The organism is Streptomyces sp. NPDC002577 (assembly GCF_053594815.1).
This window is the reverse complement of record NZ_JBSFWK010000019.1, coordinates 63827-90110: the sequence shown is the minus strand read 5'-3', so window position 1 is coordinate 90110 and position 26284 is coordinate 63827. Positions and strand designations below refer to the sequence as shown.

Sequence of the window (26284 nt, the reverse complement as noted above, 5' to 3'; positions counted from 1 at the left end):
GTACCGCCAGGCAACGACAAGGAGCCGCCCTGTGTCACGCCGAGAGACCACCAGCCCGCCCGCGCTCACCCCGCCCGAGATCAGGCAGCTCGACGGCGTGGTGCGCGAGGCGTCCGTCCCCCCGCTCGCGCCGCCCGTCACCCATGGATCGCTGGCGGACATCCCGTTCGACAACGCCCAGCAGGCTCCCGGAGAGGCCGTCCTCAGCCGGAAGGGGCAGGACGGCCGGTGGACCGACGTCACCGCCGCGGCCTTCGCGGACGAGGTCCTCGCCGTCGCCAAGGGCCTGATCGCGGAGGGCCTGGTGCCCGGCGACCGGCTCGCCATCATGGCCCGCACGACGTACGAGTGGACGCTGCTCGACTTTGCCGCGTGGGCCGCCGGGCTGGTCACCGTGCCGGTGTATCCGACCTCGTCCGCCTTCCAGACCCGCTGGATCCTGCAGGACTCGGGAGCCGTCGCGATAGCCGTCGAGAGCACGGCGCAGGCGGCGGCGCTCGGACCGGAGCGCGACCGGCTGCCGGATCTGCGGCACGTGTGGGCCTTCGAGAAGGGGCACGTGGAGCGCCTCGCGGAGATGGGCCGCGAGGTGCCGGACCAGGAGGTCACCGTACGGCGCGGCATGCTCGGCCCCGACTCCCTCGCCACGCTCATCTACACCTCGGGCACCACCGGCCGCCCCAAGGGCTGCGCCCTGACCCACGGCAACTTCTTCGCCGAGGTCGACAACGCCATCGAGCTGCTGCACCCCGTCTTCAAGTCCGTCAGCAAGGAACCGGCGTCCACGCTGCTGTTCCTGCCGCTCTCGCACGTCTTCGGCCGCATGGTCGCCGTCGGCTGCCTGCGGGCACGCGTACGCCTCGGCCACGGGCCGAGCATCCAGACCGAGGAGCTGCTCGCGGACCTCGCCGGTTTCCGCCCGACGTTCCTGCTCGCCATCCCGTACGTCCTGGAGAAGGTCTTCAACACGGGACGCGCCACCGCGGAGAAGATGGGCCGCGCCTCCTCCTTCGACCGCGCGGCGAACATAGCCCGGCGGTACGGCGAGGCGGTCGAGGCCCTGCAGCACGGCACCGGGCCGGGGCCCGGCAGCGGTCTGCGGGCGGCGCGTGCGCTGTACGACCCGCTCGTGTACCGGCGGATCCGGGCGGCGCTCGGCGGCAAGGTCCGGTACGCGATCTGCGGCGGTTCCCCGCTCGGCCGCCGGCTCGCGGCCTTCTACGCGGGCGCGGGAATCGAGGTCTTCGAGGGCTACGGCCTGACGGAGACCACGGCGGCCGCGACGGTCACCCCGCCGCTCAAGCCCCGCCTCGGCACGGTGGGCTGGCCCCTGCCCGGTACGAAGGTGCGCATCGCGGGGGACGGCGAGATCATGCTCCGCGGCGGACAGGTGTTCCGCGGCTACTGGGATCCGGGGGCCGGCGGAGTGACACCCGCGAGCGCGGACGGCTGGTTCCCGACCGGTGACATCGGGCGCCTGGACGCCGACGGCTACCTCACCATCACCGGCCGCAAGAAGGACATCCTCATCACGACCGGTGGCAAGAACGTCGCCCCGGCCCCGCTGGAGGACTGGCTCCGCGCCCATCCGCTCGTCGGCCAGTGCATGGTCGTCGGCGACAACCGCCCGTACATCACCGCGCTGATCACCCTGGAACCCGACGGCATCGCCCACTGGTGCCGTATGAAGGGGAAGGAGGATCTGCCGATCACCCGGCTGGTGAAGGACCCGGAACTCCTCGCGACGCTCCAGCGCGCCGTCGACGAGGCCAACAAGCTGGTCTCGCGCCCGGAGTCCATCCGCCGTTTCACCGTTCTTCCCGTGGATTTCGCGGAGGCGGCGGGCCATCTGACGCCGTCGCTGAAGCTGCGGCGGGAGGCGATCGCACGGGACTTCGGGCAGGAGATCGAGGAGCTGTACGCGACGCCACGCACCTGAGGGAGTCCGACCCGGCCCCGGGCACCGGCTTCGTGCTCGTCATGCAGCACACGTAAGGCCGTCATCCGTGCGGTGCACTCGCGTCGACCCGGTGTCGGCCGCGTGGCATGGCTGCCCGGGGCGCGTGGGCGGAGATACCCACGGTCGGCCGCGTACGCGTGGGTGGTGGGCGTGCGTATGGGCGATGAGAAAAAGGCAGGAGCCCTGCGCCGGGAAGGCGCTGGGCTCCTTGGGTACTGCTATCCGGTTCCGGATCAGATCCCGAGTGTTCTCGGGACCCCGACTACATCGGGGTGACGTTCTCCGCCTGCGGGCCCTTCGGACCCTGCGTGACGTCGAAGCTCACGGCCTGGTTCTCCTCGAGGGAACGGAACCCGGACGCGTTGATCGCGGAGTAGTGGACGAAGACATCGGGGCCCCCGCCTTCCTGGGCGATGAAGCCAAAGCCCTTTTCGGCGTTGAACCACTTAACGGTTCCGGTAGCCATAAGCCCTCCTTGGGCCAAAGGGTTGCCCTGCTCCAGAACCTGCCTTGTTAAACAATGCAAAAGTCTGAATACGACGAGAGCCCGCGGTCACATGCTCCGCAGGCTCTGTACTGCAAGGGAAACCAAACTGCAACTTGCGGCGAGCGTAGCACGCAAGCCGCCGAAAACGATAGTGGGCAAGATCACGTCACCCATATGTTTGAGTGATGCAAATAAGGTTGACGTGCCTGCTGAAAAGTGCCAGATGGGGTACCCCGCCTCTTGCACCGTATCCCATGGGTCTAATCTCGCGATGTGGACAACTCACACGCGGACTCGCAGGACTCACTCACCGGGCCGGGCGTCAGCCCCGGCCCTCGTCGCTCCCGGCCGCGTGTCGGCCACATCCAGTTCCTGAACTGCCTGCCCCTGTACTGGGGGCTCGCGCGGACCGGAACGCTCCTCGACTTCGAGCTCACCAAGGACACCCCGGAAAAGCTCAGCGAGCGGCTGGTGCAGGGCGATCTCGACATCGGGCCCATCACCCTCGTCGAATTCCTCAGGAACGCCGACCAGCTCGTCGCCTTCCCCGATATCGCGGTCGGCTGCGACGGCCCTGTCATGTCCTGCGTGATCGTCTCGCAGGTGCCGCTGGAGCAGCTCGACGGCGCCCGCGTCGCCCTCGGTTCGACCTCGCGTACGTCCGTGCGCCTCGCCCAGCTGCTGCTGGCCGAGCGCTACGGGGTGCAGCCGGACTACTACACGTGCCCGCCCGACCTCGGCGTGATGATGCAGGAGGCGGATGCGGCCGTCCTCATCGGGGACGCCGCGCTGCGCGCCAATCTGCACGACGCTCCGCGCCTGGGTCTCCAGGTGCACGATCTGGGCGCCATGTGGAAGGAGTGGACGGGCCTTCCCTTCGTCTTCGCCGTATGGGCGGCCCGCCGCGACTACCTGGAGCGCGAGCCCGTCATCGTGAGCAAGGTCCACGAGGCGTTCATCGCCTCCCGTGATCTGTCGCTGGAGGAGGTCGCCAAGGTCGCCGAGCAGGCGGCGCGCTGGGAGGCCTTCGACGAGAGCGTGCTGGAGCGTTACTTCACGACGCTCGACTTCCGCCTCGGCGACGCCCAGCTGAAGGGCGTCACGGAGTTCGCCCGCCGGGTCGGACCGACGACGGGCTTCCCGGCGGACGTACGCGTGGAGCTGCTGCACTCGTAGGCGTACGCAGCAGGGCTGTTCCGACCTGGCCTGACGTCAGCTGCCGAAAGGCGCTGGCGTAGGCTGGATCGGTCCGTCCAGTGCCCCAGAGGCCTCAACTCTGCGAAGGGGAGCCCGGTGACCGAGAAGGCCGACCTCACCTCCATTGATGTCACAGCCGTGCTCGACCGTGCTGCCTCAGGCGGGCGGATCACTCCGGAAGAGGCGCTCGTCCTCTACCGCGACGCGCCGCTGCACGCCCTGGGCGCCGCCGCCGACGCCGTCCGCCGCCGGCGGTACGCGGGTACCGAGCACATCGCGACGTACATCATCGAGCGCAACATCAACTACACGAACGTCTGCGTCACGGCGTGCAAGTTCTGCGCCTTCTACGCCCCGCCGAAGGACACCGCCAAGGGCTGGACGCGCGACCTCGACGACATCCTGCGGCGCTGCGCCGAGACCGTCGAGCTCGGCGGGACGCAGATCATGTTCCAGGGCGGCCACCACCCGGACTACGGCGTCGAGTACTACGAGAAGCACTTCGCCGCCATCAAGAAGGAATTCCCCGAGCTGGTCATCCACTCGCTGGGGGCGTCCGAGGTCGAGCACATGGCCCGGATCTCGGGCGTGAGCGTGGAGGAGGCGATCCGCCGTATCCACGCCGCGGGTCTGGACTCCTTCGCGGGCGCCGGCGCCGAGCTGCTGCCCGAGCGGCCCCGCAAGGCCATCGCGCCGCTCAAGGAGTCCGGTGAGCGGTGGCTGGAGATCATGGAGATCGCGCACGGTCTCGGTGTCGAGTCCACGACGACGATGCTGATGGGCACCGGTGAGACCAACGCCGAGCGCATCGAGCACCTGCGGATGATCCGCGACGTACAGGACCGGACGGGCGGCTTCCGGGCCTTCATCCCGTACACCTACCAGCCCGAGAACAACCATCTGAAGGGCCGCACGCAGGCCACGATCTTCGAGTACCTGCGGATGATCGCGATCGCGCGGCTCTTCCTCGACAACGTCGCCCACATCCAGGGTTCGTGGCTGACCACCGGCAAGGAGATCGGCCAGCTCTCGCTGCACTACGGCGCGGACGACCTGGGGTCGATCATGCTGGAGGAGAACGTGGTGTCGTCGGCAGGCGCCAAGCACCGCTCCAACCGGCTCGAGATCATCGACCTGATCCGCAAGGCCGGTCGCGTTCCCGCCCAGCGGACCACCACGTACGAGCACATCGTCGTGCATGACGACCCGGCGAACGACCCCGTCGACGACCGCGTCGTCTCGCACATCTCGTCCACCGCGATCGAGGGCGGCACGGCGCATCCGGAGCTGAAGCTCCTCGCCTCCAACTAGGGCTCTTGTGCTGACGATCCACGTCGCGGACGAGCTTCGCCTGACCTGGGACTCGGAGCCCGTCGAGGGCGGTGCCGTCGCCGTCGAGGGCAACCGGGTCGCAGCGGTGGGGTCGCAGGCCGAGCTCGAGGAGCGGTTCCCGGGCGCCCGCGTGCGCCGCTGGCCCGGTGCCCTCGGTCCCGCGCGCGTCCACGAAGGGCCGCTGCCGGACGCGCCGACCCCGCGCGAGCGCGTCCATGCGGTGCTGAAGACGGGCGCGACGGCCGTCCTTGAGGAGTATGCGGGCACGCCTGAGCTCCGGGCCGCGGCCGCGCGCAACGACGTCGCCGTGCTCGGCCGTACCCGTCTCGCCGCGATCACGGGCCTCGGCCGCGCCGACCTCGCCGTCTTCGACGCGACCGGCACGTGCGTCGCCACGGTCTGTGCGGGCCGTCTGGTCCACCGCAGGCGGTAGGTCAGCCGCAGACGGTAGGTCAGCCGTCGGTCTTCAGACTGTCAGCCGTCAGCCGTCAGCCGGAGAACGCCTCCGCGAACGCCCCGTCCTTCTGCTCCACGCCACTGCAGTTGGTCGCCGCGTCGTCCGACGAGGAATCAGCGCTGTCGCACTGCTGGTCGCGGAAAGAGGCCCACATGGAGAGCCAGGCGATGCTCTTCTTCTCGGCGAACGACCGGAGTTGAGCGGCGTCGGAGAGCGTGAAGGTCTCGCCGGCGATGTCGTTGTCGCCGATCATCGAGGTGAGGGCGAGCCCCTTCCAGGAGTCCCCGTCCGAGAGGCCGAAGACGTCCTCCAGCTGGTCATGGGCCGCTTTGGCCGACGTGATGGCGTAGTCGCCCATGTCTCCGCCGTACGACTCGCCGTAGTTCATCGTCATGATGTTGACCGTGGAGACCGCCACACCGTGGTCGTTGGCGGACTCCAGCAGCGCCACGCCGTTGTCGTCGAGGCCCGAGGGCATCACGGGCAGCGTGAAGGAGACCTGCAGATCGCGCTTCTTCTGGAGCAGCGCAATGGCTTCGGAGCGCAGTGCCACGGAGTCGGAGTCGGTGAGCTCGTCGCCCTCGATGTCGAAGTCCGCCTGTGTCGCACCGGCGGCGTCGAGCGCCTTCGCGTACGCGTCCGCGAGTTCGGACGCGCTGTCACACGTCGAGGCGAGCTCCTTGCCGGACGCGCCGCCGAAGGAGACGCGTACGTCGGCGCCCGAGGAGGTCAGCTCCGAGATCCGCGACTTCACAGCCGAGTCGTCGATGGCCGCCGTCCCGTCCCACGTGGGTGTGCAGTCGCTGCCGTCCGCGATCACGAAAGCGAGGTTGTACGTGGACGGTGAACCGGACGAGTCCAGGTCGGACGCCGTCGTGGCGCTGACGTACGGCTCGTAAGCGATGGCCGACGTCTGCGTCCGAGTCGGCTCGGGCGACGCGCTGGCCGCCGGGGGCTTAGTCGGCGCCGCGTCCGAGGATGCATTGTCGCCGGAGGAGCACCCGGAACAGGCCAGCGCTACCAGGCAGATGAGCCCGGCAGCCGGCTTCAGGAAACTCCGCATTGTGACGTACCCGCTCTCGTGATTTCTGTCTCAGGATTGGAACAAAATGTGCTTCCGGAGTAGGGAACGTCTCACATTCGGGTTGGGTTCATGAACACAGGTTGATCTTATGCGGATCACAGAGGTTCGTCTTCAACTGGGACTAATCGGGCGGACAAATTGGACGTATTCGGGCACGTTCGCCAAGGGTGCCAGGGTGTTGTGGAGTTGAATTCTCAGGTGAAGGACAGGTTGTTGCGCTTTTCATGGGCCTCGCACAGTGAAATGAAGGCTTTCACTCCGTAATGGAGTTCTAATATCCAGGAATGCATTCCGAGCCTGTGATCGAAAACCGCGTGCCGTCGCGTGGACGCCGCCGTAAGGGCGGTAACGGGCCCGAAACGGGGCCCGTGTTCGTCGACAACTCCGGGCGCAGGGCGCGTCTGCTGCGCCGACTCGGCCTCGTCGTGGGCGCCATCTGTGTCGGGTACGCGGCCGTGCTGGGCATGGCGTTCATGGGCTGGGGCACCTCGCTCTCGCCGTCGGCGCTGCTGCCCTTCGATGACGCCCCCGCCGGCGGACCGCAGGGCGCCGCCCCGACCGGGGCGCCCCCCACCCGGACCATGCCCACCGGCCTGCCCACCGGCGCCGCGCCCTCGGCCGCGCCGCCCACCTCCGCTCCCTCCGCCGCCGCGTCCGCCTACGCAGGCGCCAACTGACCGGAATGCACTCAAACTCATGACCCCCCACACGACGAGGCCCCAGCGTGGCCGGCGGCGCTCCCCCTCGCGCATCGAGCGGGCCGGGCGCAAGGCCGCGGCACTGCAGAAACCGCGCGTGATCCTCGCCGCGCTGCTTCTGCTGGCGCTCACCAGCGTGATGCTGCTCGACGGGTATCTGCGCGCCGAGGTCGGAGGCGACCAGCGCATACGCACCGGAGCCAGCTCCAGCAAGGTCCCCGACAAGGTCCTCGACGGCGGGCCGATCCTGACCTTCCGGAACGGCCAGGCGCAGACCGTGTCCGTGCCGGAGAAGACCATCGCGCTCACCTTCGACGACGGCCCGAACCCCACGTGGACGCCCCAGGTTCTCAAGGTGCTCGAGGAGAACGACGTACCGGGCACGTTCTTCGTGGTCGGCTCGATGGTCTCGCGCTATCCGGGCATCGTGAAGGACCTCGTGGAGCAGGGCAACGAAGTGGGCGTCCACACCTTCACGCACGTCGACCTCTCGTACCAGAGCAGTGCGCGCGTCACACGTGAGATGGAGCAGACGCAGCTCGCGCTGGCCGGTGCCGCGGGCATCACGACCACGCTCTTCCGCGCCCCGTACTCCTCCGAGACGGACGCCATCGACAACTACAGCTGGCCCGTCTACAAGGAGCTCGGCGCCCGGGGCTACACCAGCGTCTTCGTCGACACCGACAGCGACGACTGGAAGAAGCCCGGCGTCTCGAAGATCATCAAGTGGGCCACGCCGGAGGACGGCGAGGGCGCGTCGGTCCTCTTCCACGACGCGGGCGGCGACCGCTCGCAGACCGTCAAGGCGCTCGGCACGTACATCAAGAAGATGAAGGCGAAGGGCTACACCTTCACCACCATCAGCGGCGCCATAGGGCAGAACGCCGTCGGGCAGAACGCCGGGCAGCAGGCGGCTGGTCAGCAGGCCAGCGGTCAGCAGGCCACTGGCCAGCAGGCCGCTGGGCAGCAGCCGACCGTCCAGGAGCCGACCGGCCAGCCGGGGAACGGGCAGCAGGGCACAGGCAGGCAGGGCAGCGCCTCGTCCCTCACGGCCGCCCACCGCACCGCCACCGGCGCCACCCTCTGGGAGGGCAGGGCACTGCTGTGGGCCGTCGCCGTCGCGGAGTGGACGGTGCCGGGCCTCGCGACCGGGCTCGCCGTGGTCGGCGTCGCCGTCATGGGCCGGTTCGGGATGATGCTGATCCTCGCCCGCCGCCACCACCGACAGCGCAACAGACGCCGCTTCAGCTGGGGCCCCGAGGTCACCCGCCCGGTGAGCGTGATCGTGCCCGCGTACAACGAGAAGGAGTGCATCGCCAACACCCTGCACTCGCTCGCGCAGAGCACCCACCCGATCGAGATCATCGTTGTCGACGACGGCTCGACGGACGGGACATCGGAGATCGCGGAGTCCCTCGGCCTGCCCAACGTCCGCGTCATCCGCCAGGAGAACGCGGGCAAGCCCGCCGCCCTCAACAACGGGGTACGCAACGCCTCGTACGACATCGTCGTGATGATGGACGGCGACACGGTCTTCGAACCGGACACCGTGCACCAGCTCGTGCAGCCCTTCGCCGATCCGGAGGTCGGCGCGGTCGCGGGCAATGCCAAGGTCGGCAACCGCAAGACCGTGATCGGCGCCTGGCAGCACATCGAGTACGTCATGGGCTTCAACCTCGACCGCCGCATGTACGACCTGCTGCGCTGCATGCCCACCATCCCCGGCGCGATCGGCGCGTTCCGCCGCGAAGCGGTGCTCGCCGTGGGCGGCATGAGCGAGGACACCCTCGCCGAGGACACGGACATCACCATCGCCCTGCACCGCGCGGGCTGGCGGGTCGTCTACCAGGAGCACGCACGCGCCTGGACCGAGGCGCCCGGCTCCCTGAAGCAGCTGTGGAGCCAGCGCTACCGCTGGAGCTACGGCACGATGCAGGCGCTGTGGAAGCACCGCAAATCCCTGACGGACAAGGGCCCTTCCGGGCGCTTCGGCCGGGTCGGCATGCCCCTCGTCGTGCTCTTCCAGATCGTCACGCCGGTCTTCGCCCCGCTGATCGACATGTTCACCGTCTACTCGATGATCTTCGTCGACTTCAAGGCGTCACTGCTCGCCTGGCTCGCCGTCCTGGCCGTCCAGCTCGTCTGCGCGGCCTACGCCTTCCGGCTCGACCGAGAGCAGTACCGCTATCTGCTGATGCTTCCGCTCCAGCAACTCGCGTACCGCCAGATGATGTACCTCGTCCTCATCCACTCCTGCGTCACAGCCCTCACGGGCGGCCGCCTGCGCTGGCAGAAACTCAAGCGCACGGGCGAGGTCGGGACACCGGCGGGGGTGAGCTGAGTGGGGACACACAGGCGAGGGGCTACTGCTGTGGGCAACAGTGCCGTTCCTGCGGCGGCCGACGGCGCCGCCACCGCCGCTACCGCTGTGCCCACGACGGCGGGTGCGCCCGACACCGGCGTCCACCCCGACGCAGGGGGCTCGCAGGGGGCGCCGAAACACGAGGGCGCCCCCAAAACCCGAGACCGCTACTTCGACGCGCTACGCGCAATCGCGCTCGTAAGAGTCGTCGCCTACCACACCTTCGAATGGGCCTGGGCAGGCCTCGTCTTCCCCTCCATGGGCGTGATGTTCGCCCTCGCGGGCACCCTGATGGCCAAGTCCCTGGAGCGCCCCGCCCTCAAGGTGATCAGAAGCCGCATGCGCAGGCTCCTGATCCCGCTGTGGGTCTTCGGTTTCTTCCTCGCGATCGCGATGATGATCCACGGCTGGATCCCGGGCGCGAACATCCTCTACTGGGTGGTCCCGCTCGGCGACCCCCCGGGCAACGCCTGGGGCGAACAGGCCTGGGCGGTGCTCTGGTACCTGCGCACCTACCTCTGGTTCGTGCTGCTCTCCCCGGTACTGCTCAAGCTGTTCCGCCTGGCCCCCGTCCCGGTCCTGCTGCTGTCCCTCGTACCCGTCGTCGTCTTCGAGACGGTGTGGACGCCGCCGGACGGCCGCCTCGGCAGCGCGCTCACGGACCTCGCCACCTTCCTGTTCTGCTGGCTGCTCGGCTTCGCGCACCGCGACGGCCTGCTCCAGCGCTGGAAGCCGGGCCCGGTGGTCACCGGCTCGCTGCTGCTGCTCGCGGTCGGCGGCTGGTGGGCCTTCAGCCACCAGGGCGAGTACGGCTCGTACGACCTGGACGACATCCCGCTCGCCCAGGCGCTTTGGTCGGCCGGGTTCGTGACGCTGCTGATGTACTTCAAGGCGTACTTCCACGTGGACTTCGCCTGGCTCGCCCGCTTCAAGCGGCTCGACCGGACCGTGACGATCTTCAACAGCCGTGCCGTCACGCTCTACCTCTGGCACGAGGTCGCGCTGGTCATCGCCGTACCGCTGATCGACCAGTTCTGGAATGTCCCCGCGTTCGAGAAGTACCTGCCGCTGGAGAGCCAGTGGTTCATGTTCGGCATCGGCTGGGTGCTGATCGCCGTGGCGATCGTGCTGTTCGGCTGGGTCGAGGACGTCGCGGCGAAGCGCAAGCCGCGGTTGCTGCCCTGACCCGGCCCGACCTGCCCGAAGGACGATGTACGGGCCGGGCGCCTGAGAGCTGCCCGGCCCGTACTGCCACAATGGGCCGGTGACCCGCGCATCCCTGGACAAGCAGCCGCACGAAGTCGCCTCGATGTTCGACGGCGTGGCGGAACGGTACGACCTCACCAACGACGTGCTGTCCCTGGGCCAGGCCCGGCTGTGGCGCAAGGAGGTCGCGAAGGCCGTCGACGCCCGGCCCGCGCAGAAGGTCCTGGACCTGGCCGCCGGTACGGCGACGTCCTCGATGCCGTTCGCACAGACCGGCGCGTACGTCGTGCCGTGCGACTTCTCGCTCGGCATGCTCCAGGTCGGCAAGCGCCGCCACCCCTGGATGCCGTTCACGGCGGGCGATGCCACGAAGTTGCCGTTCCGCGACGACACCTTCGACGCGGTGACGATCTCCTTCGGGCTGCGCAACGTCCACGACACGGACGCGGCGCTGCGCGAGCTGTACCGCGTCACGAAGCCGGGCGGGCGTGTCGTGATCTGCGAGTTCTCGCACCCGACGTGGGCGCCGTTCCGCACCGTCTACACCGAGTACCTGATGCGCGCCCTGCCGCCCGTCGCCCGCGCCGTGTCGTCCAACCCCGACGCGTACGTCTATCTCGCCGAGTCCATCCGCGCCTGGCCCGACCAGCCCGCGCTGGCGGAGCGGCTGCAGAAGGCGGGCTGGTCGAAGGTGGCGTGGCGCAACCTGACGGGCGGGATCGTGGCGCTGCACCGCGGCGTCAAGTAGCCGCAGGGCGTCCGCCGGCGAAACGCAGTCGCCAGGCGGCCCGGATCACGCAGGCCAGAGCGCCTCGAACGACTCACCCGGCTCGTCGAGCTCCCGGTACAGCCCGCCCATCGGGGGGCCGGGACGGCGCGGCTCACGCACTCCCGCCCCGCCGCCGCCCTCACCGTCGCCGAGGTCGAACCAGACGGTGACGACGGCGCCGATGGGCACCTCGACGCCCGGCAGCGGGTACTGCCGCACCACGTAGTCGATGACGGTCAGATGGAAGTCGGGCCGGTCCGGAGCCGCCAGCAGCACACCGCCGGCCTCGGCTCTCTCGCGCGCGTCCACGGCCATCAGGCCGACCAGCCGCGGTACGCGCACTTCGGGTGTCTTCGGTGTAAGGCGCACGGACGTCACCCCCAGCGGTACCGGAAGGGTAGACCCCAAACCGGGCATCCCGGAACAGCCGGGGGTGACCGTCAACGTGATTTGTTCGCGCCCGCCGTCAGAGCTTCAGCCGGAAGCAGTACCCCTGCCGCTTCCCAACGGGCGTCGTGAACGTCTCTGCGAGCTCCATGCCGAGCCGCCGCGTCACCGCGACGGAGCGCTCGTTGCGCGCGTCGACCATCGCCACGACGCTGCTGACGCCCGCCGCCCGTACGCGCTCCAGCGCGGCCTGCGCCGCGGCCGTCGCGTACCCCATGCCCCAGTACGCCCGGCCGAGCCGCCAGCCGATCTCGACCTCGCCCTTCGGCCCCCACTCGTGCGGCCACGGCTGGGCGCCCGTGAAGCCGAGCACCTCGCCGGGGAAGCGCTCCTCGTCGAGCATGGTCCAGAAGCAGAACCCGCGCTCCGCGTCGTGCTTGCGCTGCCGGGCCGTCAACTCCTCGTAGACGGACAGCTCCGCGGACCGGCCGCCGTGGAACTCCATCACGTCAGGGTGGTCGAAGACCCGGTACCAGGTGAAGGCGTCCTCGTCGGTCGGGACGCGCAGCTGTACGGCGGGGAGAGCTCGGTTCACGGGCGGCCCTTCGGCTGGGTGATCAGTGCTGCTGAATAGACTGCCCATATCCGGTGCCACCCAGCACGCAGTTTTCGAGTCTTGGGGAGATCCCGCTGTGACCGAGCCCGTCACCGAACACACCGCTGATGTGATCGTCGTCGGGGCCGGGCCAGCCGGTTCCACCACCGCCTACTACCTGGCGAAGGCCGGGCTCGACGTCCTCCTGCTGGAGAAGACCTCGTTTCCGCGCGAAAAGGTGTGCGGTGACGGGCTGACCCCGCGCGCCACCAAGCAGCTCGTGGCGATGGGCATCGACATCTCCGAAGAGGCGGGCTGGCTGCGCAACAAGGGTCTGCGCATCATCGGCGGCGGCGTCCGGCTGGAGCTGGACTGGCCGGATCTCGCGTCCTACCCGGACTACGGGCTCGTGCGGAAGCGGGACGACTTCGACGAGCAGCTGGCGCGGCAGGCGCAGAAGGCGGGCGCGCGGCTGTACGAGCAGTGCAACGTCGGCGCGCCGATCGTCGACGAGCGCACCGGGTACATCACCGGCGTGCACGCCAAGCTCGGCGACGCCGGGGAGAAGCGGGACGTCACGTTCCACGCGCCGCTCGTCGTCGCCGCGGACGGCAACTCCACGCGGTTGTCCCTGGCCATGGGGCTGCACCGCCGCGAGGACCGCCCGATGGGCGTCGCGGTGCGCACGTACTTCACCTCGCCCCGCCACGACGACGACTACCTGGAATCCTGGCTGGAGCTGTGGGACCGGCGCGGCCCGGGCGAGGACCGGCTGCTGCCGGGCTACGGCTGGATCTTCGGCATGGGCGACGGCACGTCGAACGTCGGCCTCGGCGTCCTCAACACCTCGGCCTCCTTCAAGGAGCTGGACTGGCGCGAGGTGCTCAAGGCGTGGTGCGCGTCGATGCCCGAGGAGTGGGGCTACGTACCGGACAACATGACAGGACCGATCCGCGGCGCCGCCCTCCCCATGGCCTTCAACCGCCAGCCGCACTACACCAAGGGCCTGCTGCTCGTCGGCGACGCGGGCGGCCTGGTGAACCCGTTCAACGGCGAGGGCATCGCGTACGCCATGGAATCCGGCCAGATCGCCGCCGACGTCATCGTCCAGGCGCACGCCCGCGCCACCCCGGCTCAGCGCGAACTCGCCCTGCACAACTACCCGAAGATCCTCAAGGAGACGTACGGCGGCTACTACACGCTGGGCCGCGCCTTCGTGAAGCTCATCGGCAACCCGAAGGTCATGAAGCTGGCGGCGCAGCGCGGCCTGACCCACCCGCTGCTGATGAAGTTCACGCTGAAGCTGCTCGCCAACCTGACGGACCCGACGGGCGGCGACGCGATGGACCGGATCATCAACGGGCTGAGCAAGGTGGCGCCGAAGGCGTGAGCCGTGGCGCCGGCCGTGTGTGCCGCGGCGACCCGTTGCCCGTTGCCCGTCGCTGGTCGCCGGTCGCTGTGCCGGAGGCGCCGGAAATCCGCTCGCGGCACACGGCCCGGATCTGCAGAATCCGGGCCGTGGATCGTTTCTTGGTGGAGATGGCCGAACGGCTGACCGACGTCAGCGGCGTCGTCGGGGTGTGTCTGGGAGGCAGCCGGGCGAGGGGCGCGCACAGTCCCGACTCCGACTTCGACCTGGGCCTGTACTACCGGCCGCCGCTGGACACCGCCGCACTGCGCCGGCTCGCGGCCGAGCTGACCGGCGCGCCCGTCGAGGTGACCGAGCCGGGCGGCTGGGGCCCATGGGTGGACGGCGGCAGCTGGCTGACCGTGGACGGCCACCGCGTCGACTGGATCTACCGCGATCTGGACCGCGTGCACCGCATATGGCAGCAGTGCCGGGAGGGCCGCTTCGAGGTGGGCAGCCAACCCGGCCACCCGCTCGGCGTGTACTCCCACGCCTACGTCGGTGAACTCGCCCTCGGACGCGTCCTCGCCGACCCCACCGGCGAGCTGCGGGACCTGCAGCAGCAGACGCGGAGCTACCCGGAGCCGCTGCGTGATGCGCTCATCGCCAACGCGCGGTGGGAGGCACCGTTCATCCTGGGCGGCGCGCGCAAGGGCGCGGCTCGCGGCGACGCCTTCTACGTCGCCGGCTGCCTCTTCCGCGCGGTGGGGCTTCTCGTACACGCTCTCCACGCTCAGGCCGGGCACTGGGTGCTCAACGAGAAGGGTGCGGTGCGGGCCGCGGGAGAACTCGCCGTCGCCCCGGAGGGCTTCGCCGAGCGCGCTCACGCGCTGTTCTCCGGCCTCGGCACGGCCCCGGAGGTGCTCGCGGCGGCACTCGACGCCGCCGACCGGCTGACGGACGAGGTGTGCGAACGGCTCGCCGAACCCTCGTCCTGACTCCCCTGAGCACGCCTCTCCGTAAGCGATGGCGAACACGGTGTGAGGATGCTGTGGGTAGACGGCCGGGCGCCTTCCGGCGTCACCCACCCCTGCCTACCCTGACGGACCCATGACAACAGACAGCATGGGACCCGTGGGGGAGCCGGGCCCCACACGCAGACGCTTCCTGGCCGGCGCCGGGGCGGCGGTGGGGGGCGCGGTCGGCGCCACCGCGTTATGGCCGGCCGGCTCGGCGGCCGCGGCATCCGGCAGACGAGTCGCCGTCCTCGGCGGCGGCGTCTCCGGCCTCAGCGCCGCCCAGGAGCTCGCCGAGCGCGGCTACGCGGTCACGGTCTACGAGTACTACGACGTGCTCGGCGGCAAGGCCCGCTCGATGGACGTGCCGGGCACGGGCGAGGGCGGCCGGGGGCCACTCCCCGGTGAGCACGGCTTCCGTTTCTTCCCCGGCTTCTACCGCAATCTGCCGGACACCCTGCGCCGCATCCCGTTCCCCGGCAACGCGAACGGCGTCCACGACAATCTCCGCAGCGGCACCGAGACCCTCTTCGCCCGCGAGGCCAGCCGACCCGATCTGCACTTCCCCCTGCGCCGCGTCACGACCCCGCCCCGGCCGGTGGACCTCACCCCGTCCTGGATCCGCGACCAGGTGCTGAGCGTCCTCGACACGGGCACCAGGCTGCCCGCGAACGAGGCGGCGTACTTCGCCGACCGGCTGCTCGTCCACCTCACCAGCTGCGACGCCCGCCGCGAGGACGAGTGGGAGAAGACCGCCTGGTGGGACTTCATCCGGGCCGAGGAGATGAGCGAGGAGTACCAGATCACCCTCGGCATCGGACAGACCCGCAATCTCGTCGCCACTCGTGCCCAGGTGGCCTCCACCCGCACCGTCGGGCGCGTCATCATCGAGGCGCTGCTGCTGTGGGGGCTGCTCGGGCGCGGCATGGACGGCGACGCGGACATCGACCGCGTCCTGAACGCGCCGACGAGCGAGGCATGGATCAACCCGTGGGAGGCCCATCTCCGTTCACTGGGCGTCGAGTTCGAGCTGGGCACGCAGGTACGCGAGGTGGTGTACGAGGGCGGGCGGATCACCGGCGTCCAGGTCTCCGCGCCGGACGGGACCAACACCCGTACCGTCACCGCCGACCACTACGTGTCCGCCATGCCCGTCGAGCACGCGCGCGTGACGTGGGGCGCGGCCCTGCGCGCGGCCGATCCGCAGCTGGCACGGTGCGACGCGCTGAAGACGGACTGGATGACGGGCGTGCAGTTCTATCTGCGCACGCCCACGCCCGTGGTGCACGGACACATCAACTGCCTCGACTCGCCGTGGGCGGTGACCGGCATCGGCCAGGCGCAGTTCTGGGACGTACGGGACTTCCCCGCCGATTACGGCGACGGACAGGCGCAGGACTGCCTCTCCGCGATCGTCTCGGAGTGGGACCTGCCCGGGATCCTCTACGGCAAGACGGCCCGGGAGTGCACTCGCGAGGAGATCGTGGCCGAGTGCTGGGCGCAGCTGAAGGACGGGCTGAACGATGCGGGCAAGACCGTGCTCAGGGACGAGGACCGGCTCGGCTGGTTCATGGACCCGGCGGTCACCGGCCTCGGCGGGCCGGACCCCCAGAACCGCGAACCGCTCCTGATCCACCCCACCGGCACGCTCTACAATCGCCCCGCCGCCCGGACCGCCGTCCCGAACTTCTTCCTCGCGGGTGACTATGTCCGGACAGATGTGGATCTGGCGACCATGGAGGGCGCCAACGAGTCGGCGCGCATGGCCGTCAACGCGCTGCTGGACACGGACAATTCGGACGCCGAGCGCTGTCGCATCTGGGAGCTGTACCGCCCGCCGGAGATGGAGCCCCTCAAGCGCGTCGACGAGGTCCGCTACCGGCTGGGGCTGCCCAACACCTTCGACGTGGGCTGAGGCCGTGGCCTTGTGAAAACGGGTCGGGCCGCGGCTCACCGGTCTCGGGAGCCGCGGCCCAAAAGCCGCTCGGTGTGCCTGAAACTCAGAGCACGCGCACCGCACCGCTCGCCGGGTACCCGGACAGGTCCTGGATGACGACGCCCTTGGAGGGGTTGGCGGCGTCCAGGTACTGGCCGTTACCGATGTAGACGCCCACGTGGTACGCGGATCCGGCGCCGCCCCAGTACAGGATGTCGCCGACCTGGACGTTGGAGAGCGAGACCTGGGTGCCGGCCGTCGACTGCGCCTGGGAGGTGCGCGGCAGGTCCACACCGGCCTGCCTGAACGCGGCCTGGACGAGGCCGGAGCAGTCCCAGGAGTTGGGGCCCGTGCCGCCCATCACGTACGCGTCGCCGAGCTGCGCCTTGAGGAAGCCGATGACGGTCGCGACGCTGCCGCTAGCGGGGGCGGACACGTCGGAGGCGGTGGACACCAGGGTGGTGCGCGCGGAGGACCGGGAGGCGGCGGCCTGCTCGGCCTCGGCCTTGCGCTCGGCCTCGGCCTTCTTCTTGGCCTCCGCCTTGCGCTTGGCCTCGGTGAGGTCCTTCTTGGCCTGCTTCGCGGCCTGCGCGGCGGCCGCGTCCTGCTCCGCCAGCAACTCGTAGCGGTCTGCTGCCTGCTGGGTGGCGTCCGCGGACTGGGCGATCTGCGCGGTCAGGCCGGTGGTGATGGTGGGCAGCTCGATGGTCTCGGTCACGGGCTCGGCGGCGGTCGCCGACCCGGACGCACCGGCCACTGCCAGGGTGCTGAGGACGCCACCGGCAACTCCGGCGCGCAATGCGAGCTTCGACGCGCCGCGGCGGGGCTTCCGGTGGCTGGGTATGTGAGCGGTGAGGGACATGTGTAAAAGCGCTATCAGGGACTCCCCGTTACCTTCAAGAAACGTGTGGTGCGCCACAGTTGCTCATTTCGGACACCGAATCCCGCGCGTGTCGTTCTTTATTGACGCCGTAACGGACATAGCGGGCAGGGGTGATCAGGCCTGTGATCACGGTCTTTCGGTATTACGTCCGAATTGCCTGCCACTTACCATCGGTTGAGACGGTTGGCCAAGCCCGGTTTCTTCACATCGTCCGACGATGTGGCACAGGTCACGGAACGGTCACCGTCGCGGGGGCGTCCGGCTCGTGAACGGATGCACGCGTTCGATGGACGCCTGCCCTTGTCCTGTCGACATGGGGTCGCGCGTCACTATCAGGCCGATTCGTCCAGCACCAATTTGCTCTGGAGGCTCCTCGCTTGATAATGGGCCCGCCTCTTCCACCTGGGAAAACAGGTCAAGTTGTCACCTCTGGTGATCACTCAGGCGCTTCGCGTGTGAAGATCACTGCTCATACGACTTGATGATCCTTCGACGGGTGGTGGAGATCACAAAGTCCGTGGCGTACCCCGTGTCGCAGATCACAGACTTACAGGCATAGGATGCGTGGCAGCTGGGCTTGTGACCTGCTTCACATGTACACGATCTCCCCGGGTCCGTACGGGACTTGTGGGCCTGATGGGGCTTCCGGAGCCTCTGTGGTTCCCGGGGCTCGCGGGACTCGTGTGACTAGGGCGCGGGGAGCAGCTCGGCGCCGCCGAAACAGTCAGTGCCGACTGAGAGGAGCGAGGAGCGGTGAACGCTTATGCGCCCATCCTCGTACTGGGAGCCCTCGGGGCAGGCTTTGCGATCTTCTCCGTGGTGATGGCCACGCTTGTCGGTCCAAAGCGCTACAACCGGGCCAAGCTCGAGGCCTACGAGTGCGGTATCGAGCCGACGCCGACACCGGCGGGCGGCGGACGATTCCCGATCAAGTACTACCTGACGGCGATGCTCTTCATCGTCTTCGACATCGAGATCGTCTTTCTCTATCCCTGGGCCGTCACCTTCGACGCCCTGGGTGTTTTCGGGCTCGTGGAGATGCTGCTCTTCGTGCTCACCGTCTTCGTCGCCTACGCATACGTATGGCGGCGCGGCGGCCTGGAATGGGACTGACAGGCGCAAGGGACAAAGGGGTCTGAGGGGCCACTAATGGGACTCGAAGAGAAACTGCCGAGCGGTTTTCTGCTGACCACCGTCGAACAGGCCGCGGGCTGGGTGCGCAAGTCGTCCGTCTTCCCGGCCACCTTCGGCCTGGCCTGCTGCGCCATCGAGATGATGACGACCGGCGCGGGGCGCTACGACCTGGCCCGCTTCGGCATGGAGGTCTTCCGCGGCTCGCCGCGCCAGGCCGACCTGATGATCGTGGCCGGCCGCGTGAGCCAGAAGATGGCGCCGGTGCTGCGGCAGGTCTACGACCAGATGCCGAACCCCAAGTGGGTCATCTCCATGGGCGTCTGCGCCTCGTCCGGCGGCATGTTCAACAACTACGCGATCGTGCAGGGCGTGGACCACATCGTCCCCGTCGACATCTATCTGCCCGGCTGCCCGCCGCGGCCCGAGATGCTGATGGACGCGATCCTCAAGCTCCACCAGAAGATCCAGACCTCCAAGCTCGGCGTGAACGCCGAGGAGGCGGCCGAGGAGGCGGAGGAGGCGGCGCTCAAGGCGCTCCCCATCATCGAGATGAAGGGGCTGCTGCGATGAGCGAGCAGAACGGCGTGAACCCCGAGAAGGACCTCAATGCCTCGAATCTTCCTGGTCAGCGGGGTGACCAGGGCGAGGAGATCCGCGTCCAGCGCGGCATGTTCGGCGCGAACAACGGCGGCGACACCTCCGGGTACGGGGGGCTCGTCCGCTCCGTACGGCTGCCCGGCCCTGCCGCGCGGCCCTACGGCGGCTGGTTCGACGAAGTCGCCGACGAGCTCGAGGGCGCCCTGGAGGAACAGGGCCTCGTCCCGGAGAACGCCATCGAGAAGACGGTCGTCGACCGCGGCGAGCTCACCTTCCACATCGAGCGCGAGTACCTGCTCCGCGTCGCCCAGACCCTGCGCGACGACCCGGCGCTCCGCTTCGAGCTGTGCACCGGCGTCTCCGGGGTGCACTACCTCGACGACAAGGGCCGCGAGCTGCACGCCGTCTACCACCTGCGCTCGATCACCCACAACCGGCTGATCCGCCTGGAGACCAGCGCCCCAGACGCCGATCCGCACGTCCCCTCGCTCGTCTCCGTCTATCCGACGAACGACTGGCACGAGCGCGAGACGTACGACTTCTTCGGGCTGGTCTTCGACGGCCACCCGGCGCTGACGCGGATCATGATGCCGGACGACTGGCAGGGCTTCCCGCAGCGCAAGGACTACCCCCTCGGCGGCATCCCCGTCGAGTACAAGGGCGCCCAGATCCCGGCTCCGGACCAGCGGAGGTCGTACTCATGAGCACGCAGTCAGCTTCCGCCCACCCGTCACCCGGCCACCGCCCCTCATCGAGTCCCTCCGGGACGCTGGGGTCTTCACGAGAGACGACCGAGGGGACTGTATATACGGTCACCGGCGGCGACTGGGACGAGGTCGTCCAGACCGCGGCCAAGGCCGACGACGAGCGCATCGTCGTCAACATGGGTCCGCAGCACCCGTCCACCCATGGTGTGCTCCGCCTCATCCTGGAGATCGAGGGCGAGACCGTCACCGAGGCCCGCTGCGGCATCGGCTATCTGCACACGGGCATCGAGAAGAACCTCGAGTACCGCACGTGGACGCAGGGCACCACGTTCGTGACGCGCATGGACTACCTGACGCCCTTCTTCAACGAGACGGCGTACTGCCTCGCGGTCGAGAAGCTTCTCGGCATCGAAGACGACATCCCGGACCGGGCGACGATCATCCGGGTGCTCCTGATGGAGCTGAACCGGTTGTCCTCGCACCTGGTGTGCATCGCGACCGGCGGCATGGAGCTCGGTGCCACCACGATCATGATCTATGGCTTCCGTGATCGTGAACTGATTCTCGATATCTACGAGCTGATCACCGGCCTGCGGATGAACCACGCGTTCATCCGGCCCGGCGGACTCGCCCAGGACCTGCCGCCCGGCGCGGTGGATCAGATCCGCGAGTTCGTGAAGAAGATGAACAAGAACCTTCCCGAGTACGACAAGCTCGCCACCGGGAACCCCATCTTCAAGGCCCGTATGCAGGACATCGGCTACCTCGACCTCGCCGGCTGCATGGCGCTCGGCGCCACAGGACCGATCCTGCGCTCGGCGGGCCTCCCGCACGACCTGCGCAAGGCGCAGCCGTACTGCGGCTACGAGACGTACGACTTCGACGTCCCGACCACCGACACCTGCGACGCCTACGGACGCTTCCTGATCCGGCTCGAGGAGATGCGCCAGTCGCTGCGGATCGTCGAGCAGTGCCTGGACCGGCTGGAGCCCGGCCCGGTCATGGTCGCCGACAAGAAGATCGCCTGGCCCGCGCAGCTCGCCCTCGGCCCGGACGGTCTCGGCAACTCGCTCGACCACATCAAGAAGATCATGGGCACCTCCATGGAGGCCCTGATCCACCACTTCAAGCTGGTGACGGAAGGTTTCCGGGTCCCGCCCGGCCAGGCCTACGCGGCAGTGGAATCCCCCAAGGGCGAGCTCGGGGTGCATGTCGTGTCCGACGGCGGCACCCGCCCCTACCGGGTCCACTTCCGCGACCCGTCGTTCACCAACCTGCAGGCCATGGCGGCGATGTGCGAGGGCGGCCAGGTCGCCGACGTCATCGTCGCCGTCGCGTCCATCGACCCCGTGATGGGAGGCGTCGACCGGTGACCACCACCCCTTCCGAACAGGGCGTCAGCCTGGGCATGCCGCAACTGCCCGCGCCCGACTACCCGGACGACGTCCGGGCCCGGCTCGAAGCGGACGCGCGCGACGTCATCGGCCGCTACCCCGACTCCCGGTCCGCGCTGCTCCCGCTGCTGCACCTGGTGCAGTCCGAGGAGGGGTACGTCACGCGCACCGGGATGCGGTTCTGCGCGGACATGCTCGGCCTGACCACGGCCGAGGTCACCGCGGTCGCGACCTTTTACACCATGTACCGGCGCAAGCCGAGCGGTGACTACCAGGTGGGCGTCTGCACCAACACCCTGTGCGCGGTCATGGGCGGCGACGCCATCTTCTCCGCCCTCCAGGAGCACCTGGGCGTCGGCAACGGCGAGACCACCGGCGACGGCAAGGTCACCCTGGAGCACATCGAGTGCAACGCGGCCTGCGACTTCGCCCCGGTCGTGATGGTCAACTGGGAGTTCTTCGACAACCAGACCGTCGAGAGCGCCACGCGGCTGGTCGACGATCTGCGCGCGGGCGCCGAGGTCCGGCCCACCCGCGGCGCGCCCCTGTGCACATACAAGGAGACGGCCCGCATCCTCGCCGGGTTCCCCGACCCCCGGCCCGGCGCCGCCGAGGCGAGCGGCAGCGCGGGCCCGGCCTCGCTGATCGGACTACGCCTGGCCAAGGGCGAGCAGCCCGAGCCGCGCATCGTCCACCCGCGCGGCGAGGAGCGCAGCGACGCCGCACCCCAGGACGAGCCGCCCGCCGAGCACCTCAGCGCCCACGACGCGCCGCAGAAGACATCGGCGTCCGACCCCGCGCACCCCGCGGGCCCGGTCACCGAGGAGGGGGAGTGATGACGGTGTCCACCGAATACGGGGGGACCCCGCGGCCCGAGGCCGGCGGGGAGTCGAGCCCGGAGAAGCTGCTCGCCCCCGTACTGTCGGCGTTCTGGGACGAGGACAGGTCCTGGACGCTGGACGTCTACCGCCGGCACGAGGGGTACGAGGGCCTGCGCAAGGCGCTCGCCATGTCGCCGGACGACGTCATCGCGTACGTCAAGGACTCGGGCCTGCGCGGCCGCGGCGGCGCGGGCTTCCCCACGGGTATGAAGTGGCAGTTCATCCCACAGGGCGACGGCAAGCCTCACTATCTTGTTGTCAACGCCGACGAGTCGGAGCCCGGGACGTGCAAGGACATCCCGCTCCTCTTCGCGAACCCGCATGCCCTCATCGAAGGGATCGTGATCGCCTGCTACGCGATCAGGTCGGAGCACGCCTTCATCTATCTGCGCGGCGAGGTCGTCCCCGTGCTCAGGCGGCTGCACGAGGCCGTGCGCGAGGCGTATGCGGCGGGCTACCTCGGCAAGAACGTTCTGGGCAGCGGAATCAATCTCGAACTCACGGTGCACGCGGGCGCGGGCGCGTACATCTGCGGTGAGGAGACCGCGCTGCTCGACTCTCTCGAAGGCCGCCGCGGCCAGCCGCGACTCCGTCCCCCCTTCCCTGCCGTCGCGGGCCTCTACGCGTGCCCCACTGTCGTGAACAACGTGGAATCCATCGCGTCGGTTCCCGCGATCCTGCACAAGGGCAAGGAATGGTTCAGGTCGATGGGCAGCGAGAAGTCCCCGGGCTTCACGCTCTACTCGCTCAGCGGCCATGTCGCCAACCCCGGCCAGTACGAGGCGCCGCTCGGCATCACACTGCGTCAGCTGCTGGAGATGAGCGGCGGGATGAGGCCGGGGCACCGGCTGAAGTTCTGGACCCCGGGCGGCTCCTCGACCCCGATGTTCACCGACGAGCACCTCGACGTCCCCCTCGACTACGAGGGCGTGGGCGCCGCCGGTTCCATGCTCGGCACCAAGGCGCTGCAGTGCTTCGACGAGACGACCTGCGTCGTGCGGGCCGTCACCCGCTGGACCGAGTTCTACGCCCACGAGTCCTGCGGCAAGTGCACGCCCTGCCGTGAAGGAACGTACTGGCTGGTGCAGTTGCTGCGCGACATCGAGGCCGGCAAGGGCGCCATGAGCGACCTCGACAAGCTCGCGGACATCGCCGACAACATCAACGGCAAGTCCTTCTGCGCCCTCGGCGACGGCGCCGCCTCGCCGATCTTCTCCTCGCTCAAGTACTTCCGCGAGGAGTACGAGCAGCACATCACGGGCGGGGGCTGCCCCTTCGACCCGGCCAAGTCCACGGCTTGGGCCGATCACCGTACGGAGGTGAACGCATGACGGTGACGACTGGCGCTCCCTCCGGGGGCGGCAACGCCGAAGCCGCGGTGCCGCGCGAGGACCTCGTGACGCTGACGATCGACGGCATCGAGCTCAGCGTGCCCAAGGGCACCCTGGTCATCCGCGCCGCCGAGCTGCTCGGCATCGAGATCCCGCGGTTCTGCGACCACCCGCTGCTCGACCCGGCCGGTGCCTGCCGCCAGTGCATCGTCGAGGTCGAGGGCCAGCGCAAGCCCATGGCGTCCTGCACGATCACGTGTACGGACGGCATGGTCGTGAAGACGCAGCTCACCTCGCCCGTCGCCGAGAAGGCGCAGCGCGGTGTGATGGAGCTGCTGCTCATCAACCACCCGCTGGACTGCCCGGTCTGCGACAAGGGCGGCGAGTGCCCGCTGCAGAACCAGGCGATGTCGGTCGGCGACCCGGACACCCGTTTCGAGGGCAAGAAGCGGACGTACGAGAAGCCGGTGCCGATCTCCACGCAGGTGCTGCTCGACCGCGAGCGGTGCGTGCTCTGCGCGCGCTGCACCCGGTTCTCCAACCAGGTCGCCGGCGACCCGATGATCGAGCTCATCGAGCGGGGAGCGCTGCAGCAGGTCGGCACGGGTGAGGGCGACCCCTTCGAGTCGTACTTCTCCGGGAACACGATCCAGATCTGCCCGGTCGGCGCGCTCACTTCGGCGGCGTACCGCTTCCGTGCCCGGCCCTTCGACCTGGTCTCCAGCCCGTCCGTGTGCGAGCACTGCGCGGGCGGCTGCGCCACGCGCACCGACCACCGGCGCGGCAAGGTCATGCGGCGGCTCGCCGCCGACGACCCGGAGGTCAACGAGGAGTGGATCTGCGACAAGGGCCGGTTCGGGTTCCGGTACGCGCAGCTGCCGGACCGGATCGAACACCCCCTCGTCCGGAACGCCGAGACCGGTGAGCTGGAGCCCGCCAGCTGGCCGGAGGCCCTGGAGGCGGCGGCCCGCGGGCTGACCGCGGCGCGCGGCAGGACCGGCGTGTTGACCGGTGGCCGGCTGACCGTCGAGGACGCCTACGCCTACAGCAAGTTCGCGCGCGTGGCGCTCGGCACCAACGACATCGACTTCCGCGCGCGCGTGCACAGCAGCGAGGAGGCCGACTTCCTGGCCTCGCAGGTAGCAGGGCGCGGAAGGGACCTGGACAGTACGGGCGTCACGTACGCCGCGCTGGAGAAGGCGCCCGCCGTGCTGCTCGTGGGCATCGAGGCGGAGGAGGAGGCGCCCGGCGTCTTCCTGCGGCTGCGCAAGGCCTGGCGGAAGCACGGGCAGCGCACCTTCGCGGTCGCCTCGCACGCCACGCGCGGCCTGGAGAAGGCCGGCGGTACGCTGCTGCCCGCGGCGCCCGGCACCGAGACCGAGTGGCTGGACGCGCTCGCGGGCGGGGTCGGTCTGGAGGACGACGGGGCGAGGGCCGGCGAGGCGCTGCGCGCCGAGGGCTCCGTCATCGCCGTCGGCGAGCGGCTCGCCGCCGTGGCGGGCGGGCTGACCGCAGCCGTACGGGCCGCGACCGCGACCGGCGCACAGCTGGTGTGGATCCCGCGCCGGGCAGGTGAGCGCGGCGCGATCGAGGTGGGTGCCCTGCCGTCCGTGCTGCCGGGCGGGCGTCCGGCGACCGACCCGCGCGCGCGGGAGGAGGTCGCCGCCGCCTGGGGGCTCGCGGAACTTCCGCACCGCTACGGCCGCGACACCGGGCAGATCGTCGAGGCGGCCGCCACGGGCGAGCTGGGGGCGCTGCTCGTCGCGGGCGTCGAGGTCGCCGATCTCCCGAACCCGGCACGCGCGCGTGAAGCGCTTCACGAGGTGGGCTTCCTCGTCTCGCTGGAGCAGCGTCCGAGCGAGGTGACGGAGCGGGCCGACGTCGTCCTGCCGGTGGCCGCGGTCGCCGAGAAGGCGGGCACCTTCCTCAACTGGGAAGGCAGGGCACGGCCGTTCGAGGCCGCGCTCAAGCCGGACCAGATGACGCGCCGTCTGGCGCCGACCGACGCGCGCGTGCTGCACATGCTTGCGGACGCCATGGATGTGCACCTCGGCCTGCCCGACCTGCGTACGGCGCGCGCCGAGCTGGACCGGCTCGGCCCCTGGGACGGGCCGCGGGCGACCGAGCCGCTCGAGACGGCGGTGCCCCTGCCGAGGCCGGGTGCCGGAGAGGCCGTGCTCGCAGGCCACCGGCTGCTGCTCGACCTGGGCCGCCTCCAGGACGGCGACGAGGCGCTCGCCGGCACGCGGCACGCGGCCGTGGCCCGGCTCTCCGCGGCCACCGCGGGCGAGGCGGGCGTCAAGGACGGCGATGTCCTCGCCGTCACCGGACCCGCGGGCGCCACGCAACTCCCGCTTCAGATCACCGAGATGCCCGACCGCGTGGTGTGGCTCCCGCTGAACTCGACCGGGACAGGCGTTGCCTCGGACACGGGGGCGCGGCCCGGCGAACTCGTCCGCATCGGCCCGGCGGTGGAGCCGAAGGCCTCTTCTGTCACGGAGGTGACGTCATGACGCCGCAGGC

Annotated in this window: 23 protein-coding genes; 18 read left to right on the top strand and 5 right to left on the bottom strand. The window is 69.6% G+C overall.

The window, feature by feature from the left end:
- The first annotated feature begins 31 nt into the window (after positions 1-31).
- Complete coding sequence (locus ACWD4J_RS23660) at positions 32-1939, top strand: AMP-dependent synthetase/ligase (protein ID WP_451397408.1); 1908 nt, start codon at positions 32-34, stop codon at positions 1937-1939.
- A gap of 283 nt (positions 1940-2222) precedes the next feature.
- Here ACWD4J_RS23660 and ACWD4J_RS23655 read toward each other — a convergent pair whose 3' ends face one another.
- The gene (locus tag ACWD4J_RS23655; protein WP_067282429.1) at positions 2223-2426 is read right to left on the bottom strand and encodes a cold-shock protein; all 204 of its coding nucleotides are present in this window, start codon (positions 2424-2426) and stop codon (positions 2223-2225) included.
- A 384-nt stretch (positions 2427-2810) separates the two neighbouring features.
- On the opposite strand from ACWD4J_RS23655, the gene ACWD4J_RS23650 reads away from it, so the two are divergent.
- The 3 genes from ACWD4J_RS23650 to ACWD4J_RS23640 all read left to right on the top strand — a co-directional run bounded on the left by ACWD4J_RS23650 (position 2811) and on the right by ACWD4J_RS23640 (position 5409).
- Positions 2811-3623 carry a menaquinone biosynthetic enzyme MqnA/MqnD family protein gene (locus tag ACWD4J_RS23650; RefSeq protein WP_451397452.1) on the top strand — a complete coding sequence of 271 codons (813 nt, stop codon included), beginning with the start codon at positions 2811-2813 and terminating at the stop codon, positions 3621-3623.
- A gap of 117 nt (positions 3624-3740) precedes the next feature.
- Entirely contained in the window at positions 3741-4955 is a 1215-nt protein-coding gene (gene mqnC, locus ACWD4J_RS23645) for a cyclic dehypoxanthinyl futalosine synthase (RefSeq protein ID WP_451397407.1), read from the top strand.
- 7 nt (positions 4956-4962) lie between these two features.
- Positions 4963-5409, top strand: coding sequence for an imidazolonepropionase-like domain-containing protein (locus ACWD4J_RS23640; protein ID WP_451397406.1), 447 nt, complete (start codon positions 4963-4965; stop codon positions 5407-5409).
- Positions 5410-5464: 55 nt separating this feature from the next.
- On the opposite strand, the gene ACWD4J_RS23635 is transcribed toward ACWD4J_RS23640, so the two are convergent.
- Complete coding sequence (locus ACWD4J_RS23635; RefSeq protein ID WP_451397405.1) at positions 5465-6496, bottom strand: hydrolase; 1032 nt, start codon at positions 6494-6496, stop codon at positions 5465-5467.
- Between the two features lie 305 nt (positions 6497-6801).
- Here ACWD4J_RS23635 and ACWD4J_RS23630 point away from each other — a divergent pair, with 305 nt between their 5' ends.
- The 4 genes from ACWD4J_RS23630 (at position 6802) to ACWD4J_RS23615 (ending at position 11531) form a co-directional block, all read left to right on the top strand.
- Entirely contained in the window at positions 6802-7194 is a 393-nt protein-coding gene (locus ACWD4J_RS23630) for a hypothetical protein (protein ID WP_451397404.1), read from the top strand.
- Positions 7195-7213: 19 nt separating this feature from the next.
- Positions 7214-9556 carry a bifunctional polysaccharide deacetylase/glycosyltransferase family 2 protein gene (locus ACWD4J_RS23625; RefSeq protein ID WP_451397403.1) on the top strand — a complete coding sequence of 781 codons (2343 nt, stop codon included), beginning with the start codon at positions 7214-7216 and terminating at the stop codon, positions 9554-9556.
- A gap of 30 nt (positions 9557-9586) precedes the next feature.
- The gene (locus tag ACWD4J_RS23620; protein ID WP_451397402.1) at positions 9587-10762 is read left to right on the top strand and encodes an acyltransferase family protein; all 1176 of its coding nucleotides are present in this window, start codon (positions 9587-9589) and stop codon (positions 10760-10762) included.
- 79 nt (positions 10763-10841) lie between these two features.
- The gene (locus ACWD4J_RS23615) at positions 10842-11531 is read left to right on the top strand and encodes a demethylmenaquinone methyltransferase (RefSeq protein WP_451397401.1); all 690 of its coding nucleotides are present in this window, start codon (positions 10842-10844) and stop codon (positions 11529-11531) included.
- A 45-nt stretch (positions 11532-11576) separates the two neighbouring features.
- Here the strand turns inward: ACWD4J_RS23615 and ACWD4J_RS23610 are convergent, their stop codons facing one another.
- Entirely contained in the window at positions 11577-11921 is a 345-nt protein-coding gene (locus tag ACWD4J_RS23610; RefSeq protein ID WP_451397400.1) for a PASTA domain-containing protein, read from the bottom strand.
- A 97-nt stretch (positions 11922-12018) separates the two neighbouring features.
- A complete protein-coding gene (locus ACWD4J_RS23605) occupies positions 12019-12534 on the bottom strand; it encodes a GNAT family N-acetyltransferase (RefSeq protein ID WP_451397399.1) in 516 nt (171 codons plus the stop codon).
- A gap of 97 nt (positions 12535-12631) precedes the next feature.
- On the opposite strand from ACWD4J_RS23605, the gene ACWD4J_RS23600 reads away from it, so the two are divergent.
- The 3 genes from ACWD4J_RS23600 (at position 12632) to ACWD4J_RS23590 (ending at position 16813) form a co-directional block, all read left to right on the top strand.
- Complete coding sequence (locus ACWD4J_RS23600) at positions 12632-13924, top strand: geranylgeranyl reductase family protein (RefSeq protein WP_451397398.1); 1293 nt, start codon at positions 12632-12634, stop codon at positions 13922-13924.
- Between the two features lie 149 nt (positions 13925-14073).
- Positions 14074-14880, top strand: a complete 807-nt coding sequence (locus ACWD4J_RS23595) for a nucleotidyltransferase domain-containing protein (RefSeq protein ID WP_451397451.1) — start codon at positions 14074-14076, stop codon at positions 14878-14880.
- Positions 14881-14992: 112 nt separating this feature from the next.
- Positions 14993-16813, top strand: a complete 1821-nt coding sequence (locus tag ACWD4J_RS23590) for a hydroxysqualene dehydroxylase (RefSeq protein WP_451397397.1) — start codon at positions 14993-14995, stop codon at positions 16811-16813.
- A gap of 85 nt (positions 16814-16898) precedes the next feature.
- On the opposite strand, the gene ACWD4J_RS23585 is transcribed toward ACWD4J_RS23590, so the two are convergent.
- Positions 16899-17696 (bottom strand): C40 family peptidase, encoded by a 798-nt coding sequence (locus ACWD4J_RS23585; protein ID WP_451397396.1) that lies wholly within the window; start codon positions 17694-17696, stop codon positions 16899-16901.
- Between the two features lie 774 nt (positions 17697-18470).
- On the opposite strand from ACWD4J_RS23585, the gene ACWD4J_RS23580 reads away from it, so the two are divergent.
- From ACWD4J_RS23580 to ACWD4J_RS23550, 7 genes are read left to right on the top strand one after another with little or no spacing between them, the layout of a single operon-like run.
- Positions 18471-18830, top strand: coding sequence for an NADH-quinone oxidoreductase subunit A (locus ACWD4J_RS23580; protein WP_306321116.1), 360 nt, complete (start codon positions 18471-18473; stop codon positions 18828-18830).
- A gap of 36 nt (positions 18831-18866) precedes the next feature.
- Positions 18867-19421, top strand: a complete 555-nt coding sequence (locus ACWD4J_RS23575; protein WP_451397395.1) for a NuoB/complex I 20 kDa subunit family protein — start codon at positions 18867-18869, stop codon at positions 19419-19421.
- On the top strand, positions 19418-20152 hold the full coding sequence (locus ACWD4J_RS23570) for an NADH-quinone oxidoreductase subunit C (RefSeq protein WP_451397394.1): 735 nt from the start codon (positions 19418-19420) through the stop codon (positions 20150-20152). The genes ACWD4J_RS23575 and ACWD4J_RS23570 overlap by 4 nt, the downstream gene beginning before the upstream one ends.
- On the top strand, positions 20149-21528 hold the full coding sequence (locus ACWD4J_RS23565) for an NADH-quinone oxidoreductase subunit D (RefSeq protein ID WP_451397393.1): 1380 nt from the start codon (positions 20149-20151) through the stop codon (positions 21526-21528). Before ACWD4J_RS23570 ends, ACWD4J_RS23565 begins: the two co-directional genes overlap by 4 nt.
- On the top strand, positions 21525-22385 hold the full coding sequence (nuoE, locus tag ACWD4J_RS23560) for an NADH-quinone oxidoreductase subunit NuoE (protein ID WP_451397392.1): 861 nt from the start codon (positions 21525-21527) through the stop codon (positions 22383-22385). The genes ACWD4J_RS23565 and nuoE overlap by 4 nt, the downstream gene beginning before the upstream one ends.
- Positions 22385-23761: an NADH-quinone oxidoreductase subunit NuoF gene (gene nuoF, locus ACWD4J_RS23555; RefSeq protein ID WP_451397391.1), complete on the top strand. Its 1377-nt coding sequence runs from the start codon at positions 22385-22387 to the stop codon at positions 23759-23761. Before nuoE ends, nuoF begins: the two co-directional genes overlap by 1 nt.
- Positions 23758-26274, top strand: a complete 2517-nt coding sequence (locus tag ACWD4J_RS23550; RefSeq protein WP_451397390.1) for an NADH-quinone oxidoreductase subunit G — start codon at positions 23758-23760, stop codon at positions 26272-26274. The genes nuoF and ACWD4J_RS23550 overlap by 4 nt, the downstream gene beginning before the upstream one ends.
- Positions 26275-26284: the final 10 nt, after the last annotated feature.

Excerpts from the sequence above, each read along its gene's own strand:
- ACWD4J_RS23655 (WP_067282429.1), bottom strand. The coding sequence starts at position 2,426 with ATGGCTACCGGAACCGTTAAGTGGTTCAACGCCGAAAAGGGCTTTGGC.
- ACWD4J_RS23635 (WP_451397405.1), bottom strand. The coding sequence starts at position 6,496 with ATGCGGAGTTTCCTGAAGCCGGCTGCCGGGCTCATCTGCCTGGTAGCG.
- ACWD4J_RS23630 (WP_451397404.1), top strand. The coding sequence starts at position 6,802 with ATGCATTCCGAGCCTGTGATCGAAAACCGCGTGCCGTCGCGTGGACGC.
- ACWD4J_RS23625 (WP_451397403.1), top strand. The coding sequence starts at position 7,214 with ATGACCCCCCACACGACGAGGCCCCAGCGTGGCCGGCGGCGCTCCCCC.
- ACWD4J_RS23595 (WP_451397451.1), top strand. The coding sequence starts at position 14,074 with ATGGCCGAACGGCTGACCGACGTCAGCGGCGTCGTCGGGGTGTGTCTG.
- ACWD4J_RS23590 (WP_451397397.1), top strand. The coding sequence starts at position 14,993 with ATGACAACAGACAGCATGGGACCCGTGGGGGAGCCGGGCCCCACACGC.
- ACWD4J_RS23585 (WP_451397396.1), bottom strand. The coding sequence starts at position 17,696 with ATGTCCCTCACCGCTCACATACCCAGCCACCGGAAGCCCCGCCGCGGC.
- ACWD4J_RS23575 (WP_451397395.1), top strand. The coding sequence starts at position 18,867 with ATGGGACTCGAAGAGAAACTGCCGAGCGGTTTTCTGCTGACCACCGTC.
- ACWD4J_RS23570 (WP_451397394.1), top strand. The coding sequence starts at position 19,418 with ATGAGCGAGCAGAACGGCGTGAACCCCGAGAAGGACCTCAATGCCTCG.
- ACWD4J_RS23565 (WP_451397393.1), top strand. The coding sequence starts at position 20,149 with ATGAGCACGCAGTCAGCTTCCGCCCACCCGTCACCCGGCCACCGCCCC.
- nuoF (WP_451397391.1), top strand. The coding sequence starts at position 22,385 with ATGACGGTGTCCACCGAATACGGGGGGACCCCGCGGCCCGAGGCCGGC.
- ACWD4J_RS23550 (WP_451397390.1), top strand. The coding sequence starts at position 23,758 with ATGACGGTGACGACTGGCGCTCCCTCCGGGGGCGGCAACGCCGAAGCC.